The 18755-nt window shown below is 70.1% G+C and carries 15 protein-coding genes; 6 read left to right on the top strand and 9 right to left on the bottom strand.

The features are described 5' to 3' along the window. The first annotated feature begins 57 nt into the window (after positions 1 to 57). Positions 58 to 615 carry a PadR family transcriptional regulator gene (locus tag ABD346_RS12110; RefSeq protein WP_344374360.1) on the top strand — a complete coding sequence of 186 codons (558 nt, stop codon included), beginning with the start codon at positions 58 to 60 and terminating at the stop codon, positions 613 to 615. A 75-nt stretch (positions 616 to 690) separates the two neighbouring features. Continuing rightward, positions 691 to 2415, top strand: a complete 1725-nt coding sequence (locus tag ABD346_RS12115) for an acyl-CoA dehydrogenase family protein (RefSeq protein WP_344374361.1) — start codon at positions 691 to 693, stop codon at positions 2413 to 2415. A 218-nt stretch (positions 2416 to 2633) separates the two neighbouring features. Here the strand turns inward: ABD346_RS12115 and ABD346_RS12120 are convergent, their stop codons facing one another. The 4 genes from ABD346_RS12120 to ABD346_RS12135 all read right to left on the bottom strand — a co-directional run bounded on the left by ABD346_RS12120 (position 2634) and on the right by ABD346_RS12135 (position 6032). Next, entirely contained in the window at positions 2634 to 3809 is a 1176-nt protein-coding gene (locus ABD346_RS12120; protein ID WP_344374363.1) for an FAD-dependent monooxygenase, read from the bottom strand. 150 nt (positions 3810 to 3959) lie between these two features. Further along, the gene (locus ABD346_RS12125) at positions 3960 to 5078 is read right to left on the bottom strand and encodes an MAB_1171c family putative transporter (protein WP_344374364.1); all 1119 of its coding nucleotides are present in this window, start codon (positions 5076 to 5078) and stop codon (positions 3960 to 3962) included. After that, positions 5065 to 5580, bottom strand: a complete 516-nt coding sequence (locus ABD346_RS12130) for a ParH-like protein (RefSeq protein WP_344374365.1) — start codon at positions 5578 to 5580, stop codon at positions 5065 to 5067. The genes ABD346_RS12125 and ABD346_RS12130 overlap by 14 nt, the downstream gene beginning before the upstream one ends. Continuing rightward, a complete protein-coding gene (locus ABD346_RS12135; protein ID WP_381228862.1) occupies positions 5577 to 6032 on the bottom strand; it encodes an XRE family transcriptional regulator in 456 nt (151 codons plus the stop codon). Before ABD346_RS12135 ends, ABD346_RS12130 begins: the two co-directional genes overlap by 4 nt. 168 nt (positions 6033 to 6200) lie before the next feature. On the opposite strand from ABD346_RS12135, the gene ABD346_RS12140 reads away from it, so the two are divergent. Further along, positions 6201 to 6914: a ricin-type beta-trefoil lectin domain protein gene (locus ABD346_RS12140; protein ID WP_344374368.1), complete on the top strand. Its 714-nt coding sequence runs from the start codon at positions 6201 to 6203 to the stop codon at positions 6912 to 6914. A gap of 59 nt (positions 6915 to 6973) precedes the next feature. On the opposite strand, the gene ABD346_RS12145 is transcribed toward ABD346_RS12140, so the two are convergent. The 4 genes from ABD346_RS12145 to ABD346_RS12160 all read right to left on the bottom strand — a co-directional run bounded on the left by ABD346_RS12145 (position 6974) and on the right by ABD346_RS12160 (position 11599). Continuing rightward, the gene (locus ABD346_RS12145; protein WP_344374369.1) at positions 6974 to 8656 is read right to left on the bottom strand and encodes an alpha/beta hydrolase; all 1683 of its coding nucleotides are present in this window, start codon (positions 8654 to 8656) and stop codon (positions 6974 to 6976) included. 192 nt (positions 8657 to 8848) lie between these two features. After that, positions 8849 to 9994, bottom strand: coding sequence for an agmatine deiminase family protein (locus ABD346_RS12150; protein WP_344374370.1), 1146 nt, complete (start codon positions 9992 to 9994; stop codon positions 8849 to 8851). 119 nt (positions 9995 to 10113) lie between these two features. Beyond that, positions 10114 to 10593, bottom strand: a complete 480-nt coding sequence (locus ABD346_RS12155; protein ID WP_344374372.1) for an SRPBCC family protein — start codon at positions 10591 to 10593, stop codon at positions 10114 to 10116. A gap of 154 nt (positions 10594 to 10747) precedes the next feature. Then, the gene (locus ABD346_RS12160) at positions 10748 to 11599 is read right to left on the bottom strand and encodes a LysR family transcriptional regulator (RefSeq protein WP_344374373.1); all 852 of its coding nucleotides are present in this window, start codon (positions 11597 to 11599) and stop codon (positions 10748 to 10750) included. Positions 11600 to 11679: 80 nt separating this feature from the next. Between ABD346_RS12160 and ABD346_RS12165 the strand changes: the two genes are divergently transcribed. Next, entirely contained in the window at positions 11680 to 12195 is a 516-nt protein-coding gene (locus ABD346_RS12165; protein WP_344374375.1) for a cupin domain-containing protein, read from the top strand. A 61-nt stretch (positions 12196 to 12256) separates the two neighbouring features. Here ABD346_RS12165 and ABD346_RS12170 read toward each other — a convergent pair whose 3' ends face one another. Continuing rightward, positions 12257 to 13876 carry an alpha/beta hydrolase gene (locus ABD346_RS12170; protein WP_344374376.1) on the bottom strand — a complete coding sequence of 540 codons (1620 nt, stop codon included), beginning with the start codon at positions 13874 to 13876 and terminating at the stop codon, positions 12257 to 12259. 382 nt (positions 13877 to 14258) lie between these two features. Between ABD346_RS12170 and ABD346_RS12175 the strand changes: the two genes are divergently transcribed. Both ABD346_RS12175 and ABD346_RS12180 read left to right on the top strand, forming a co-directional pair. After that, positions 14259 to 15356 carry a serine hydrolase domain-containing protein gene (locus ABD346_RS12175; RefSeq protein ID WP_344374377.1) on the top strand — a complete coding sequence of 366 codons (1098 nt, stop codon included), beginning with the start codon at positions 14259 to 14261 and terminating at the stop codon, positions 15354 to 15356. Positions 15357 to 15766: 410 nt separating this feature from the next. Then, positions 15767 to 18619 carry an AfsR/SARP family transcriptional regulator gene (locus ABD346_RS12180; protein WP_344374379.1) on the top strand — a complete coding sequence of 951 codons (2853 nt, stop codon included), beginning with the start codon at positions 15767 to 15769 and terminating at the stop codon, positions 18617 to 18619. Positions 18620 to 18755 lie beyond the last annotated feature (136 nt).

Consider the following 18755-nt stretch of genomic DNA (forward strand, 5'->3'; position numbering starts at 1 on the left):
GTCTCACCTGGACGGTGCCGCTTGTCTATGCAACGAGTTGCATAGAAGGATTCGGGCATGGCGCTTGAGCACGCGATTCTCGTCTCGCTGTTGGAGAAGCCGGGCTCCGGTTATGAGCTGGCCCGGCGCTTCGACCGGTCCATCGGCTATTTCTGGGCTGCCACGCACCAGCAGATCTACCGCATCCTCAAGCGCATGGAGAACGACGGCTGGATCGACGCCCGCGAGGTGGCGCAGCAGAGCCGGCCGGACAAGAAGGAGTACTCCGTCGCGGCGCCCGGCCGGGCCGCGCTCTCCCGGTGGCTGCACGAGCCGATCGAACCCGAGAGCGTCCGGCACGAACTCGCCGTGAAGATCCGTGGCGCCGCCTTCGACGACCCGGCCGCGCTGCTCGACGAGGTGGAGCGGCACCGCCGGGCGCACGCCGACCGGCTCGCGCATTACCTCGCCGGCGAGCAGCGCGACTTCACGGGCCCCGACGCCCCCGAAACACCCGATGCCGGCCAGGAGCTCCAGCACGTCGTGCTGCGCGGCGGCATCGCGTACGAACGCATGACGCTCGCCTGGCTCGACGACGTGATCGCCACTCTCCACCGGCTCGGCGCCCAGCGCTGAGCCGGTGCCACAAGCCGCCCCACGCATCGCACGTTCTCAGTCCCCAACCTCCCGACCCCCGAAAGGCGAATGGCCATGGCCGACGCGCTGCTGTTCAACCCGCGCACCTATGACCCGACCCACTTCGACCCCGAGACCCGCAGGCTGCTGCGCGCGACCGTCGACTGGTTCGAGCAGCGCGGCAAGCGCCGGCTGATCGAGGACTACCGCTCGCGTGCCTGGCTGGCGGACTTCCTCGCGTTCTCCGCCAAGGAAGGGCTGTTCGCGACCTTCCTCACCCCGGCTTCCGCCGCCGCGGAGGGCGAGGACGACAAGCGCTGGGACACCGCGCGGATCGCCGCTCTCAACGAGATCTTCGGGTTCTACGGCCTCGACTACTGGTACGCCTGGCAGGTCACCATCCTGGGCCTCGGCCCGGTCTGGCAGAGCGACAACGCCGTGGCCCGCACCCGCGCGGCCGAACTCCTCGACCAGGGCGAGGTGTTCGCGTTCGGCCTGTCCGAGAAGACCCACGGCGCGGACATCTACTCCACCGACATGCTCCTGGAGCCGGACGGCGACGGCGGCTTCCGGGCCACCGGCTCCAAGTACTACATCGGCAACGGCAACGCGGCCGGGCTCGTCTCGGTGTTCGGCCGCCGCACCGACATCGAGGGCCCCGACGGATACGTCTTCTTCGCCGCCGACAGCCGCCACGAGGCGTACCACCTGGTGAAGAACGTCGTCGACTCCTCGAAGTACGTCAGCGAGTTCCGCCTGGAGAACTACCCGGTCGCCGCCGAGGACGTCCTGCACACCGGCCGGGCCGCCTTCGACGCCGCCCTGAACACCGTCAACGTCGGCAAGTTCAACCTGTGCACCGCCTCGATCGGCATCTGCGAACACGCGATGTACGAGGCTGTCACCCACGCCCACCAGCGCATCCTCTACGGCCGCCCCGTCACCGCCTTCCCGCACGTGCGCCGCGAGCTGACCGACGCCTATGTCCGCCTCGTCGGCATGAAGCTGTTCAGCGACCGTGCCGTGGACTACTTCCGCACCGCGGGACCCGACGACCGCCGCTACCTCCTCTTCAACCCGATGACGAAGATGAAGGTGACCACGGAGGGCGAGAAGGTCATTGACCTGATGTGGGACGTCATCGCCGCCAAGGGCTTCGAGAAGGACAACTACTTCGCCCAGGCGGCCGTGGAGATCCGCGGCCTGCCCAAGCTGGAGGGCACGGTCCACGTCAACCTCGCCCTGATCCTGAAGTTCATGGGCAACCACCTCCTGAAGCCGGCCGAGTACGCGCCCGTGCCGACCCGCCTCGACGCGGCCGACGACGCGTTCCTCTTCCGGCAGGGACCGGCCCGTGGCCTCGGCGCCATCCGCTTCCACGACTGGCGCACCGCCTTCGACGCGTACGCCGAGGTGCCCAACGTCGCCCGCTTCCGCGAACAGGCGGACGCGCTCTGCGAGTTCGTCACGACGGCCGCCCCCGACGAGGAGCAGAGCCGCGACCTCGACCTGCTGCTCGCCGTCGGCCAGTTGTTCGCGCTGGTCGTGCACGGCCAGCTGATCCTGGAGCAGGCACGCCTGACGGGCCTGGAGCAGGACGTGCTCGACGAACTCTTCGCCGTCCTGGTACGAGACTTCTCCGCGCACGCCGTCGAGCTGCACGGCAAGGACTCCGCGACCGAGGCACAGCAGAACTGGGCGCTGGGCGCGGTGCGTCGACCGGTCGTCGACGAGGCCCGCTCGGCCCGCGTCTGGGAGCGCGTCGAGGCGCTGGCGGGAACGTACGAGATGGCACCGTAGGGGTAGTCGCCGGTCCGTTTGTACGGCGTGGCCGACGCGGTGCGGTTCAGGTCCCCGGTCCGGGTGTCGGCCGGGGACCTGCCGCATTGGTCCACCTGCTTGCCGCCGGGCACCGAGGTGCAACGGGACTCAACCACCTCCGCAGTCGTGCCCACCGCCGTGTCCGCCTCCGCTTCCGCATGCTCCTGCCGTTGGCGTGCTCTCCCCTTGCGGGAACGTCAGCTGTGGCGGGGGTAGTCGGGGAGCGCGATGGCGTTGGCCGCGTGGGCGAGCGCGTCCGACGAGCTCGAAGTGCCGTCGGCCCTGCGATGGGCGAGCCGCTGGTTCTCGTGGACGTACTCCCGCATCACCTGCTCGTAGCGGGCGAAGGCCGCGCGGTGGTCGTCCGGGCGGTTGGCGAGTTCTCCCGCGAGTACGTAGGCGCCGACCATGGCGATGCTCGTGCCTTGGCCGGAGCGCGGCGAAGCGCAGAAGCCCGCGTCACCGACGAGCCCGATCCGCCCGTTCGACCAGTGGTCGAGGTGGACCTGGCTCATCGTGTCGAAGTAGAAGTCCGGTGCGTCCCACATGCTCGCGAGGAGGCGGGGTGTTTCCCAGCCGACGTCGGCGAAGCGCTCGGCGAGGATGTTCTTCTGCTGCTCGGGATCGCGGTGGTCGAAGTCGAGTTCCGCGGACTCGAACAGCAGCATCGCCCGGGCCTCCGTGTTGTGCCGGGCGCTGTAGACGCCGACCAGCGCGTCATCGGCGGTGTGGTACATCTGCCAGTGGTCGAGGCCGAGGAAGTTGTCCACGCTGAAGATGGCGAGATAGCTGCCGAGGAAGTGGAGAAACTCCGACTCCGGGCCGAAGGCCAGCCGCCGCACCCCGGAGTGCAGGCCGTCCGCGCCGATCACCAGGTCGAAGCGGCGCGGACGTTCGTGCCGGAAGTGGACCTCGACCGCGTCGTCGTCCTGTGTGAGGGAGGTGATGACATCGCCGAACAGGTACTCGTTTCCGTAGCGAGTGGCGTCGAACAGCAGCGTCGTCAGGTCGTCCCGCATGATTTCGACGTCGTCGTTGTCGATCAACCCGCCGGTCAGGGTGGCCTCGGTGGACCGGGACAGCTCCTCACCCCGACCGTCCACGAACGACATCCCGCGCATGTCGGTGGTGGCCGCCCGCACCTTGTCGAGCAGCCACATCCGTTCCACGACCTGTAACGCGACGCCGCGGATGTCGATGGCCTGCCCACCCCTGCGCAGGCCGGGCGCCCGCTCCACGATCGTCGGATGGAACCCTGCGTTCTGTAACCAGTGAGCCAGTGTCAGCCCCGCGACACTCGCTCCGGAGATCAGAACATTCCTGTTTCGCATGGCTTCTCCCAGTGCGTGCGACGGGTACGCCGGTGACGGCATCGTCCGCGGACGCGGACTCCTTGAGTCTTGGTACGCGATGACGCGACGGCAATGCCCAGTTCGGCAAGCAATAGTTCCGTTCTGAGCAACTGTCGTGCGTCCGGCCGTGCCCCGGACGAGGTCGGGCACGTGCGGTGCGGTCGCGCGGAATCAGACCGAAGCCGTGGGCGGGCCGGGTCGGGTCAGCTGCGCGAACGCCCGCGAAATCGGGGCCAGTCGGGCCGCCTCGGCATCCGTTCCGATGGCGGCTCCGTCCCCGAGGAGAGGCGGCGCGAAGTCCGTGGCGGGCGGTCCGAGGGCCGCCCGGTCCAGGGCTGCCAGGATCGACGCCGCGCGGGCGGCGGCCGCGCTGTCCGGTCCCGTCAGGGACGGGCCCTCCAGGTGCGGACGCACGAGCAGCATGCCGTCGTGGATCTCGATGACGCGGCGGTACAGGGCGAATCGCAGTGCGCGAGGGGCGATTTCGGCCAGGCCGCGCCGGGGCCCCAGCAGGGCGATCTCGGGGAACCTGCGATGCAGGGCGGACCACAGCGGAGCCAGTGCCCGATAGGTGCGGTACGACCACCACCAGTGCCGCAGCGCGGACCAGGCGGCGGTGCTGCCGCCCGCGATGAGCAGGGCCGCGCACAGCAGACCCAGGACCGCGGAGACGGCGTCCTCGCCGTCCGTCTGCCGACCGGTGAACAGGGCGAGCCGGATGTCGTCGAACCCCCAGGCCGTCCACACCAAACCCGCGGCCGCGCCGGCGCAGAGCAGCCGCAGTCCGATGCGCAGGGCCCCGTCGGCCCGCCGGGACCTGTGCAGGGCGGCCCGGCACAGCGCGGCCGCATGCCAGGCCGGATAGAGCGTGATGATCGTGTCGTAGGCGACCAGGAACGGACGGTGGCCGGTGTCGACGAACAGCTCTCCGGCGGAGTGCTGGATGCGGGCCGCCGAGAAGAGCAGCACCAGGGCCAGGAGCGTCGACCCGGCCGTGACGAGCTGCCGTTGAACCGACCGCGCGGTCACCAGGCCCATGCACGCGACCGCCGCGATCCGCAGCAGGTCGCCCGCGAGCATGGGCAGCCCCGGCAGCGCGAAGGTGCCCTCGACGGCCCGGGCGGTGGCAGGAGCGAGGACGATGAGGGCGGCGCCCAGACAGAAGGCGAAGCGGTGTACGTACTGCTGCCCGGCGCCGTGCCGGTCGGCGCACAGGGTGCCCCACCGGTACAGGCCGAACATGCACAGGGCGAGTCCGCCCAGGCACAGAAGCACGTCAGTCACGGTCACGCCGCCACCGGGCGGAGTCGAGGAAGGGGTCCGACGGCCGGTCCGGGAGGGACCAGATCGCGCGCTGAAGGATCAGCGAGGCCAGTAACTCGGCCTCCTGCTCCTGCGGATCGGTGTAGACCGTCCGGCCGAGGACGCGCCGCACCAGACCCGGCGAGAGATGCGGTGTGAGCTCCGTCGAGAGGGTGCCGTCGTGTCCGCACAGGAGGTGGGACAGCTCGTGAACGAGGATGTGCTGGCGGTGCAGCGGGGCGGTGTCCGCCGCGTACGCGATGTAGTCGGCCAGTTCCGCCGAGACCAGCAGGCCGCACGGTACGCCGGGATGCCACTCGGTCGGCATGAGTTCGATCGGCCGGCCCCGCTGCTCCGCCACGGCGGCGATGAGTTCGGCCGCGTCGAAGGGAACGGGGAGTTCCAGCGAGGCGGCGATGTCGCGGCACCTGCGCAGCCGGTCCCGGGAAGCGCCGCCTGCCCTCCTGCCACCCCGACGACCGGTTCTCATCGGCCGGGTGATCGGCGTCGGTCGGCCTCGCGACGGGCGATGGAGTCGATCAGATCGCGTACGGTCCCCAGTCCGTCGGCCGAGAGGTGGACCGCGCGCAGCGCGACATCGCGCACACCGGCGTCGCGCATGGCGGAGAGGAGAGCGACCTCCTCGCCGACCTTGGCACCCTCCGCGTCGTCGAAGAAGTAGGCCACGGGCACCTGGAAGAACGCGGCCAGTGCTTCCAGATGGCGCTTGGTGGGGTTGTCCCGGCGGCCGGTGCGCAACTGCCACAGGTAGGTGGCGGAAAACGTCTCCCCGCTCGACTCGCGGCAGGCCCTGGCCACTTCCTCGTTGCTGTAGGGCGAGCGGTCCGGGCGGCGCACCGCCTGGAAGAGGGCCTCTATGCGCTCCGCCAATGACTGGGCCCCGGCCTCCGGCACCGTCCCACCTCCGTTCAGTAACGGCATAGTAAGCGACCGCGTGCGGGACGGGACCGGCAGCGTCCGATCTCAACTGAGATGAATGAACTGGTCATTTTCTTCACACCAGTTGACACTCTCGCACCTCTTCGATCAGGCTTCGACGCGGAGTTGCAACCCCGTCCCATCAGCCTTTGTGAACGAAGGAGCATCCTCATGAGACGCACTGCCGCCGCCTTACTGACCGCGTTGCTGGCCATCTGCGCGGCCGTCGTCCTGCCCGGCACGGCGCAGGCCGCTTCCTCCCCGGGTTCCTGCACCACCGCCTACGGCGGTCCGATGGGCAGTGCCACGTGCAGGGGTGTCGCCCCGGGCACCCAGTGGCGGGCCGTGGTCGGCTGCTTCTACATCGTCAGCGGCCAGCCGGTCCCGTTCCAGGTGGTCGGCAACATCGTCACCGGCGACGGCACCTCGACCGGCGCGTGTACGGGTGCCTCCTACGCGACCAAGTACATCGACGCCGTGGTCGTGGGCATCGCGGGCAGTCAGGGACGCCTGGTCGGCTACGGCGGCAAGTGCGTGGACATCCGCAGCGGGAAGACCACGGTCGCCACCCCCGTGCAGGTCTACGACTGCAACGGCACCGGCGCCCAGTGGTGGACCATGGGCCAGGACAACACCGTGCGCGCGCTCGGCATGTGCCTGAACGTGGTGTGGGGTCGCAGTGAGAACGGGACCAAGGTCGAGATCTACGACTGCGTGCCGGGCAGCCAGAGCGAGCAGTGGGTCCCGCAGGCGGACGGCTCGCTGAAGAACATCCTCACCGGCAAGTGCCTCGACGACCTCGGCTTCAACACCGCCAACGGTACGCAGCTGGGCATCTGGGACTGCAATGGCCTGGCCAACCAGAAGTGGGTACTGACCCCCTGACCGACCACCGCGGCCCCGCCCCTCTCGCCGCTCGCGATACCGGGCGGTCGGGAGGGGCGTCAGGGGGTCGACGCGGTGTGATCCAGGAGATTGCGCAGCCGCGTGGTGTCCGCGTCGGTCCAGGAGTCGGGGGCGGCGATGGCGGCCCAGGCCGCGGCGGGCATCGAGCCGTACTGATGGCCATGACCGGCGGGGACGCTGTTGCCGACGGCCAGGTCCCCGGCGAGCTGCCAGAACGTGACGAGGGGAAGCCAGTCGAGCTCGGGGGAGACGTCGGCGGCGCGCGGGGCCCGGAGCCATTGCGGGCGCTGGACGAGCAGCCGGGGGTGCCACCAGACGATGGGGTCGGAGCCGTTCTGGAGGTACACCACATGCGGCCTGCCGTCCGGGGAAGGCACGGCTCGCAGGTCTGGGGCGGTCTGGGCGAAGCGCACGGTGCGGCCCTGCCGATAGAGCGGGCGCCAGACGGGGCTGCCCGGATCGCGGGCCTGGGTGAGGTGCTGCCAGATCGGGTTGAAGCTGGGCGGCCCTGCCAGCAGGGCGCCGTCCGTGTGCGCGGTCAGGTCCTGAAGTCCGCCGGGGAAGGCGAGTTCGGTTCCGTAGGAGCCGAGGCTCTCGCCGAAGACGAGCAGCTTGGGGCGGTGTGCGGCCGGCTGCTCGGCCCAGCGCGCGTGGACGGCGTCGAACAGGGCGCGGCCGGCCGCCGCGGCCTTGTTCTCGGTGAGCAGCGAGATCCAGCTCGGCAGGTACGAGTACTGGAGGGCGACCAGTGCGCTGTCACCCGCGTACATGTACTCCAGCGGGGCCGCGGCCCGTTCGTCGACCCATCCGCTGCCCGTCGACGTCATCACGGCCAGCACCTTGCGGTCGAAGGCGCCGGTGCGCTCCAGCTCGGCGACGGCCAGCTTCGCCCGCTCGGTCAGTGACCGGGCGGTGTCCAGGCCCACGTACACACGGATGGGCTGCCTGGCCGGGTGTCCGGAGAACGCGGTCAGCCGGGTGGGTGTGGTGGTCTTCCCGATGAAGTCGCGGCCCTGCGCGCCCAGTGTCTGCCACCTGGTCAGTGATGCTGAACTCCCCGACAGCAGGGGGGAGTTGGGCTGGGTGATTCCCGGGGAGGTGCGGGTGTTGGCCAGGGAGGCGGCCCGTTCCGCGACGCCGAGGAGGACGTTGAACAGGAGGCCCTGCACGGCTGCCGCAAGCAGCAGCACCGTCAGGATGCTTCCCGTGATGTAGGCGGCGGGCCGGGGAACGACCCGGTCGAGCAGGCGGATCACGATGCGGGTGGCGAGCCTGACCACGCGGGCGGCCAGGACGATCACGACGCAGACCACGATCGCCGCCACCGGGATCAAGGACCAGGTCAACCAGTCGATGCGAGTGCCGAGCCCCACCACGCGGCGTGCGGGGCGTTCCCAGTCGGCGCTGACCATGGGCATGCTGACGAACAACAGCCCGGCCACCACGAGCAGGGCGATCCACGCGGTGCGCATGACCCGAGGACCGGGCCGCACCCGGGCCCGGCGCAGTGCGGCACCCACCAGGGCGCCGATCGCGTAGCCGATGGCCGCGCTGATGCCTCCGATCACCGCGTGCAGCACCCATGGGCGGGGCAGCAACGAGGGCGTCATCGACATGCAGCAGCACAGCACCGCACCGGCGACCGACCCGAGGGACGGCCAACGCCGGATGACACGATCCGGGCCGAGGCTCAGTCGCAGCCAGCCCGCTCCGCGCGCCATGGCCGCCTCCCTTCCTGGCCGAGCAGGAGTACGTCACCGCGCCGGGCCCCGGCGGCCGGGCTCTCGCTGACGTTCAGCGCACCAAGAGTGGACCAGCCACCCGTGCATGGCGGCGGCGCCACTCCGCGCGGCGGGCGGGCACCACCGCACTGCACCACCCGGCCCCTTTCCGCGTGCCCTGGCGCCGGGGCGCTACTTGGCCGGCTTGCCGGGCTGGTCGTGGGTCGCGCAGTGGATGCCGCCCCCGCCGGAGGCGATGGTGTCGATCTTCACCATGACGATGTCGCGCTTCGGGAAGTGTTCCTGCAGGATGCCCTTGGCCCGGTCGTCGGCCCGGGCGTCGCCGAAGCGGGGCATGAACACGGCGTCGTTGGCGACGTAGAAGTTCGCGTAGGTGGAGACGAAGTCGTCACCCCGGCCGGTGATCCTGTCGAAGTCGGGCTGCGGCAGGTCGATGACGTCAAGTCGCTTGCCGCGGGCGTCAGTTGCTCCCTTGAGGGCCGCCCTCGCCTGATCGGCGGCCTGGGACCACACGTCCGGCGGGCTGCCGGGGAAGGCCTGGTCGACCAGGACGACACCCGGCGCGGCGAACCGTACGATGCTGTCGACATGGGCGTCGGTGATGTCCTTGCCCCGCACCCCGGTCAGCCAGAGCACCTTCTTGATGCCGAGGCTGCTCTTCAGCTCCGCTTCGATCTGGTCGCGGCTCTTGCCGGGATTGCGGTTCTTGTTGACCACCGAGCTTTCCGTGACAAGGAGCGTGCCCTCGCCGTCGGTCTCGAAGGAACCGCCCTCGGCGACCAGCGGCGCCTTGGCGCGCGCGATGCCGTACTTCGCGAGCAGCACCCGACCGACCTGCCCGTCGTTGGTGTGCACCTGCTTGTTGCCCCAGCCGCTGAAATTGAAGTCGACGCCCAGGGTGTGGCCGCTCTCCTCCACGAACACCGGCACGGTGTCGCGGGCCCACAGGTCGTCCACCGCGAGCGGGATCACCTCGACCTGGGAGCCGCAGGCCTGCTGGGCCGCCGCCTGCTGGTCGGGCCGGGCCATCAGCACCACGGGCTCGTACTCGGCGACGGCCCGCGCCACACGTGCGATGTCCTCGCGCACGGCCGGAAGCTGTTCGCCCCACACAGAATCGAGAGCCGGCCAGGACATGAACGTCCGGGCGTGGCTGTCCCACTCGGCACCGAAGCGCCGGCCCGCGCCCTGCTGCCCCGCGGCCGAGGGAGTGGAGGAGGACGCGTCAGCCGGGTCGTTCCCAGGACCGCAGGCCGCGGTGGTGGCGGCGAGGGCGCCGATTCCGCCGAACGTGTGCAGCGCGGTACGACGGGACATGGGGGGAGGTGTCACGGAGAAACTCCTGCGTTGTGCTGGTGCGCGAAAAGAAGGAACGCCCTCGGCCGGCTTTCGCCTCAAGGGCGCCTGACGAAGGCAGCTGTGCAGTCCGGGCGACCTCACCCACCGGAAACCAGCTCGGCCAAGTGGTGCAGTGAGTTGGGCAGATGCTCGGGGCCGAACGGCGGGAACTGGATGTACTCGCGGATGGACTGCGGCACCGCCGACCAGTCGTAGGTGAGCGTGATCTCGGTCTCGGACGGGCCGAGCGGAGCAAGGTCGTAACGCCAGAGCCAGCCGCCGAACTCCAGGTGACCGTCGCCCTTCGGGTCGTATCCCGTCAGCCAGCCGATGGCGCGCGGTGGGTCGAGTACCTGAACCTTGTTGGCCACCTGGTAGTCACCGTCGGGATGGTTGGGGTGGTACATGTCCATCCGGAAAATCTGCCCCACCTCGGTCAGCGGCGCCCGGTCGACAGGTTTCTGAACCCAGCCGGTGCCGTCGATCGCGGCATGGGCCGTCGGGTCCGCCAGCACCGCGAACACCCTCGCGGCGGGCACGGCGACCGTCAGGGTGGCGCTCACGTTGTCCTCGGCCATGGTGTGCATGCTCCTCGTCATCTCGTCGCGGGCCGTCCTCCCACGCGGAGGAGGTACGTTCCCTGATGGGTGGACGACGCGGCGAGGCGGAACTCATCGGTCGTGCGTCCGGAACCCGCGCCCGCGCCGGCCGAGGGGGTTTCCCGGCGAGTGCTCAATCCTCGTGGGCGGCGATCGCGATCTGGACGAACGACCGGATGACGGGATTCGTGTCGCCCTGCCTCCAGGCCACCACCATGCGGCTCGGCGGCATGTCGATCAGCGGTACCACGGTGAGCCCCTCTCCCGGCTCGTGGTCCAGGAGTGTCATGCCGACCGTGCCGTTCCAGAGCACGGCCTGCCGGCATTCCTGGACGGCGCGTACCACCGGCCCTTCGCGTGGCTCACCGCCGTTCCAGTACGCCTGCCAGAGAGGGTCGGTGCCCGCCGGGAAGCGGAACCAGCGGCGGTCGGCCAGATCGGCCAGTTTCAGGCCGTCGCGCCCGGCCAGCACATCGTCGGCGCGGAGCAGCGCACCCACCGGGTCGGCGCGGAGCGCGCGCACGGTCAGGCCGGTCTCGTCGAAAGGCCCGCGGGTCAGGGCGACGTCGACCGCGCCGGCGTGCAGCCCGCAGGTGGGGTCGGTCAGGTCGGTCCCGCGGACGCGAACCTCGGCATGCGGGTGCCGTCGGCGGTGGGCGGCGGCCAGCCGTGTCGCGCCCGGGCCGGTGCTGTCACCCAGGATGCCGACGGTGATGGCCGTGGCTCCGGCCGCCGCGGCCACCCGGCCCCGTACCCGGTCGGCCTGGGCCAGCAGGGCGCGGGCCTCGTCGAGCAGCACCGCTCCCACCGAAGTGAGCGTGACACCGCCGGGCGAGCGGTCGAACAGCGCGGCGCCGAGCTCGGTCTCCAACTGCTTGATCGCCCGGCTCAGTGGCGGCTGACTCATGTGCAGCCGTGCGGCAGCCCGGCCGAAATGGAGTTCCTCGGCGACCGCCACGAAATAGCGCAGTGTACGTAGCTCCATGCTGTGACGATACCCGCACGGTATCGGCGTGCCAGAACGGGTCTTGGACGGTGCGCGGTTCCTGGCGGTGGAATCGAGGCATGACTGAAGAAACGAAGGCGACCGAGCCGATGACCGATCCCGCTGTCTCGGTGGTCGGTCCGGGCGACGGCGAGACGATCGTTCTGGGCACCACGCGCATGCGCATCCTCGAAGACGGCCGCACCACCGGGCACCGCCTCGGGGTCGCCGAGTCCGTCCTCGCGCCGCACACGCCCGGACCGCCGCAGCACCGTCACACCCAGCACGACGAGGCCTTCTACATCATCTCGGGTTCGGTGCGGTTCACCGTCGGTGCGAACGACTACGAGGCGCCCGCGGGCACCTTGGTGGTGGTCCCGCCCGGAGCCCCGCACACCTTCGCCAACGTGACCGACCAGCCGGCCGTCATGCTCAGCACGTTCACACCGGACCTGTATGTGCAGTACTTCCGCGATCTGCAGGACATGATCACCAGCGGCCAGGCCATGACCCCGCAGGCGACCCTCCAGACGATGAGCCGTTACGCCACCGAGCCCGCGGACGACATCCGAGGGGTCGAGTCGACCAGCACCTGAGCGACGGCGGCAGTCGGCTGGTCGCCAACTGCCGCCGCACATCGACCCGTTGATGCCTCGGCTACCGCAGGACGCCGTGCACGGCCTCGGGGTCGGTGGGGGAGAGGGGGCTGACGGCGGTCGTGCGGGTGAGGGCGGGCGGCGGGGTCACGTAGGTGGGGGTGGGGTCGGCTTCGGGGGCGCAGGTCTTCGCTATGCGGCCGCCGCCCTTGGGGAGGCTGCCGTCGCGGAGGTAGTCGGTGAAGGTGTCGTCCAGACAGGCGTTGCCGTGGAAGAGGATCTCGTGGAAACTGCCGCCGTTCTGGACGACGAGCTTCGAACCGGGCAGCGCGTCGTGCATGGCGAGCCCGCCCTGGTACGGGGTGGCGGCGTCCTCGGTCGCCTGGAAGAGCAGCACGGGCGGCAGGCCCTTGCCGGTGATCTTCATGCGGCCCGCCGCGTCTCCCTGGTACGGCCAGAACATACAGGCGGCGTTGTACCACATGTTGTTGTACGTGTAGAAGGGCGCCGAGGCGTTGACCTTGGCCTGGTCCTTCTTCCAGAACTCCCAGTCACGCGGCCACGCGCTCTCGGTGCACTGCGCCGCGTTGTATGCGGGGAAGGCACCGTCGTCGGCGCCCGGCGCCGCGTACAGGTTGTAGGCGATGTTCAGCGGCCGGGTGTCGTGGTGGGTGACGTAGGCGGAGAGCACGGTGGCCATGCGCGGCCAGCGCAGGAAGTTGTACCCACCGCCGTAGAAGGTGTCCTCGAACTCGGCGGGGCCGATCCTGCCGGGAGCCGGAGCCGCGTCCACGGGGTTGCTCCGCAGGTCCGCTTCGACCTGCTGGTACGCCTTCTCGACCGCGGCGGCGTCCGTACCCAGGTGGTAGACCGAGTCCGCCTTGGCCGCCCATGCCGCGAAGGCGTCGAAGCGGCGCTGGTGCTCCTTGTCCTGCAGGACGTTGTGGTCGTACCAGCTGATGGTGGGCCCGACGATGCTGTCGAGCACCATCCGCCGGACGTGCGAGGGGAAGAGCTGGCCGTAGGTGGAGCCCAGCGAGGTGCCCCAGGAGCCGCCGTAGAAGTTGATCTTCGGCGCTCCGAGTGCCCGTCGGATGCTGTCCATGTCGCGCGCGTTGTCGACGGTGGTCATGTGCGGCATGAGCCAGGACCAGTCGGCCGCGCAGTCCGCTGCGTACCCGGCCGCCTTCTTGAGCCATGCCTTCGAAGTGCCCTGGCCCACCTGGTAGTCGGGCCGCTCGCCGTCGAAGTAGTGGGCGTCGCAGACGACATGGGGCTCGCTGCCGTTGGTGCCGCGCGGGTCGAAGCCGATCCAGTCGTAGGTCGAGGCGACGTCCTTCGGGAGCTGCCCGGAGATGTAGGCGGGCATCCAGAGCCCGGAATCCCCGGGGCCACCGGGGTTGAGCAGGATCGGGCCCTGCTGCTTGCTCTTGGGCGCCGTGGCGGGAAGCCGGTTCACCTTGATCTTGATCTTCCGGCCGTGCGGGTCGGCGTAGTCCACCGGCACGTCGAGCATCGCGCACTGCAGCGCGGGTGTGCTGGTGTCGTTGCAGGAGCTCCAGACGAGCTTCCCCTGTCCGGTGTCCACGGGGGCGGCCGCGTCGGGTGCCGCGCTGGCGGACGTTCCAGTGAGGGCTGCGACGGCAGTGGCTGCCGAGAGCAGGGCGATGACTTTTCTCATGGAGTGCATGATGTGATATGTGAAATTTTACAGCTAGAGAACCGACGGGCCGTTATCAAGCTGTAACGGGAGGGGGGTTGGGGGAGCTGGGCGCGTCCTCCTGTGACTTGGGGCCGCCCTGTACGCCAGAGTGGTCATCATGACAACAGGGTCACCACCCGTCAGCGTGCCCGCACCGTCCCGACGCCGCCCTGCTCGCGGGTGGCGGGTGGCAACCTCCTTGCTTGCCGCGTCCTGCTTGGTCGCCGTCCTCGACCGGCCAGGACTCGCAGCCGCCCGACCGGTCGGCCCCCGCATCACCGCGCAGACCACGTCCCCTTCCGAGGGAACCCCCGACGATGCGGCGCAACAGGCCCAACTCAAGCACCTGGTAAGGGAATTGATGGCTGTTGGAGCGCCCGGCGTGATCGTGCGGGTGGACGACGGCAGCGGCCGGCCGATCCAGATCGCCGAGCAGGCCGCGTGGAGCAGGCCGGACCACCGGCTCCACGCGGAGGACGAGTTCCGGATGGGGTCCAACACCAAGACCATGATGGCCACGCTCGTACTGCAACTGGTCGGTGAGGGCAGGCTCGCCCTCACCGACCCGGTGGAGAAGTGGCTGCCCGGCCAGGTGCCCCACGGCAGCGCGATCACGCTGCGCATGCTCCTCAACCACACCAGCGGCCTGTACGACTACACGCAGGATCCCGAACTCCTGCCGTCGATCCTGGGCAAGGACCCGAAACCGTGGACGTCTGAGCAGCTGCTCGCCGTCGGTGTGCGGCACGATCCGGTCTTCGCGCCGGGCACCGCGTGGGCGTACAGCAACACCGACTACGCGGCGATCGGCGCCGTCCTGGAGAAGGCCACCGGCAGGAGCCCGGCGGATCTGGTCCGCGACCGGATCGCCCGGCCGCTCCACCTCCAGCACACCTACTACCCGACGGACTCCACCTGGCGCGGCCGCCACGCCCATGGCTACGAACCCGATGCCGCCCATATGCCGCCGGGGGTACCGGCCGAAGCCAGGGACTACGCGGGGATCCCTCACGACGGCCACGTGAACGTCTCCGGCAACAACCCCTCATGGGGAGGGGCGGCAGGGGCGGTGGTGTCCACCGCGCAGGACTGGGGCCGGTTCTCCACCGCGCTGATGTCCGGCAGGCTGCTGCCCGCCGCCCAGCTGGCCCAGATGCGTACGACCGTGCCGGTCGACCCGGACCAGCCGGACGGACCCGGCTACGGTCTCGGCATCGAAACCGCCACGACCCCGTGCGGCACGGTGTGGGCCCATGACGGCGGCATCCCCGGGTACCTCAGCACCAACTTCACCGACTCCACCGGGCACCGCACGGCGTCCGTTCTCGTCTCGACGGAAGCCTTCGCCGAGACGCCCGCCGCGTTTCCCGACCTGTTCAAAGCCGCCAAAGCCCTCCAGTCCGCCACGATCTGCGCCATGTTCGACAAACCGACGCCGACAACACTTCACGCCGACTGAGCCCCAGCAGCTCCTTCCGAGGAGTCGCTGGTCGAAGCCCTGGTTGCAGGTGCCGTTGCTGGTGCAGTCGCAGTGCGAGGAGTTCGTACCGTTGCGCGCGACGATCGAGGACTCGTAGCAGTTGCTGCTGCCGCTGCCCCGGAGGCGGTTTGCGAACCATCGTCGATCAGTGCTCCTTCCGTGGTGGCGCCGGTCGGAAGTGGTGCGGCGTACGTATCGAGCCGTGCTGCGGAGACGCTCTGGACACCGATCCGTCGGCCGTCCTAGATTCGTCCTAGTGCGAGGTCAGCCCGGGGGAACAGCGCTCATCGTCACGTAGCAGGGGGAGCATGGAATTCGGCTTACTGGGGCCGTTGCACGCCCAGATCGCCGGACGCGCGGTCCCACTGAACGGGCCGCGGCAGGCCAAGATGCTGGCAGCACTACTGTTGGACGCCAACAACGTGGTCGCCATGGAACGGCTCGTCGCCGTGATGTGGGACGCGAACACGCCCGCCACCGCGGTCCGCCAGGTTCAGGACGCCGTCTCCGGGCTGCGCCGCAACCTCGTCGCCTGCGGAGCGCCCGGCTCCTTGATCAGCACGCGGCGCGGCGGCTACGAGATCCATCTGGCTCAAGACCAGCTGGATCTCCTGGAGTTCGACCACGAGCGACACCTCGCCGAACAGCACACGAACCCATTGGAGACAGCGGTCGCGCTGCGGCGGGCGCTCGCCTGCTGGCGCGGAGACGCCCTGGTCGACACCCCCAGCCAGGTCCTGGAGATCGACGCGGCACGGCTCAACGAGCAACGCGCGGCCACGCACAAACAGTGCCTGGCCATCGAACTCGGCCTGGGGCGCCATCGAGAGGTCATCGATGAACTGACCGCCCTGCTCCGCGAGCACCCGTACGACGAGCAGGTCGCCGAGCACCTGATGGTCGCCCTCTACCGGTGTCGAAGACAAGGCGAGGCCTTGCAGGTGTACGAGCGGCTGCGCCGGACCCTGGCCGACGAACTCGGCGTCGACCCCACCCCGCCGCTCCGGGCGCTGCACCAGCGCATCCTGACGGCGGATCCCGCCCTGACGGCCCCGGTCCCGTCACACGGCCCCCTTGCCGCGCCCCCGGACAGCCCTGCCCCGGCGGCCTCCGGGTCGGCCATGGCGATGCCGGTGCGTCAACTGCCCCTCGACGTGCCCGATTTCGTGGGCCGGGCCGAAGCGCTGGCCGACATCGCCGGAGTGCTCGACGGGTCGGCGCCGAAGCGGGCCCGGGTGGCCGTCGTCGTGGGCGGTCCCGGTGTCGGCAAGTCCTGCCTGGTGACGCACGCCGCGCGACTGGCGAGCGCCAACTTCCCCGACGGCCAGCTCTACCTCAACCTCGCGGCGACATCGGACGAGCCACGCGACCCGGGACTGATGCTGGCCGAAGCACTGCGCGCGCTCTCGATCGCGGGCAGCGCGATCCCGAACGCCCTCTCCGAACGGGCCGCGCTCTACCGTTCGTTACTGGTGGACCGTCGCATGCTGGTGGTCCTTGACGATGCCGGTCACGCCGATCAGGTGCTGCCCCTGCTGCCCGGCGCCGAGGGATGCGCAGTGTTGATCACCAGCCGCACTCTCCTCACGCAGCTTCCCGGCGCCCGGCACATCGATCTGGACGTGCTGAGTCCGGCAGAGGCACGGGAGTTGTTCACGGGAATCGTCGGTTGGGGGCGGGTCGAACGGGAACCGGGCGAAGCCGACGCGATCCTCGACTGCTGCGGCAATCTGCCGCTGGCGATCCGCATCGCCAGCGGCAAACTCACGGGCCGTCCAGCCTGGTCTCTGCGCGTGCTGCGGGAGCGCATCGAGGACGAGTCACGGCGGCTGGCCGAACTGAGGATCGGGGACCTCAGCGTCCGGGCCAGCGTAGATCTGAGCCTACGGCTGCTGCCGGCCGACGCGGTGCGCGCGCTGAGTCTGCTGGGTCTGCTCGGCGCCTACACCCTGCCCGGCTGGGTAGTGGGCCCCCTCCTCGACCGCCCGGACGGCGAAGAGGTGCTGGACACCCTCGTCGACGCCAGCCTGGTGCGGCTGACCGCCACCGACGCCCTCGGCGAGCCGCGCTACCGACTGCACGACCTGATCAGGACCTGTGCCATGGAGGTTGCTGCCCCGCTGCCCACGGCGGACAAACGGGACGCGATCATCCGGGTGCTGTCCGTATGGCTCGATCTGGTCGGGCGCGGCACCGACCGGCTGCCCGGCGGGCTGCTGGCCGCCGAGCCCGGTTCGGCACCGCGCCGATCGCTGCCCGACGCGGTCGTGGACCGGCTGATGGCCGATCCGTTCGGCTGGTTCGACGCGGAACGCGACAACCTGCTCGGCGCGGTGAAACTGGCCGTGGACTGGGGCCTGGACGAGCTGGCCTGGGAACTGACGGCCGGCACGGCGACCTACTACGACCACCGGTGCCTGTACCAGGACTGGCAGCACGGGCACCGGCTCGCACTGGACGCGGCCGAGGCCGCCGGCAACGCCCGCGGGGCATCCGTGCTGCTGCGCGGGCTGGGTCAACTGCACATCTACCAGGACGAGTTCGACCGTGCCACCCGCGCCCTGGAGACCTCCATCGAGCTGTGCCGGGACACCGGGGACAAGCGCGGCGAGGCCCTGTCGATGGCGACGCTCAGTACGGTCAGCCGGGTGCAGGGCCGTGACGACGAGGCACTCGAACGCGTCGAGCAAGCCCTGACCATCGCGGTCGGTGAAGGCGACCGGCACATCGAAGCGCAGCTGTCCTGCTCCATGGGCGTGATGCGACTCATGCAGGGGGAACTCGACGAAGCCGAGTCCTGGTTCGACGGGGCTCTGCGGCTGGCCACGGCGCTCGACGACGAGCATCGCATGGCCGTCGTGCTGCGGCGGTTCAGCCGGCTGCACGTCGAGCGCGGCGATCCGGACGAGGCACTGCGCTGCCTGGGGCAGGCACTCGCCACCTTCGAGACACTGGCCGACGAGAGGTGCGCCGCCTACACCCTCCTTGAGGTCGGCCGCGTGTACGCAAGTCAGGACGACCGGGACCGGGCGAGCCCGGCGTTGGAGCGCGCGGCGGGCCTGTTCCACCGCCACGGCGACCGCCAGGACGAGGCCACCTGCTGGCAGCTGATCGGAGACCTGGACGCCGCCGCCGGCGTCCATGACATGGCGCGCCACCACCGAAGCCGGGCGATGCGACTGTGGCAGACGATCGGCGAAATGAACCAGACGGAAGCTCCGGCGCGTCCGTCGTCACCGTGAAGTGCGGGCGCGACGAGCGTGCGTGCACGCCCGGCACACCGGGCAGGGGCGGGGCCTGAGTACGCGTACTCAGGCCCCGGGCCCGACGAGCGCAGACAATGCCGCTCTCGGCGGTCGGCCCGTACCGGATGGGCTT

This window comes from Streptomyces mauvecolor (genome assembly GCF_039532965.1).
GTDB lineage: Bacteria > Actinomycetota > Actinomycetes > Streptomycetales > Streptomycetaceae > Streptomyces > Streptomyces violascens.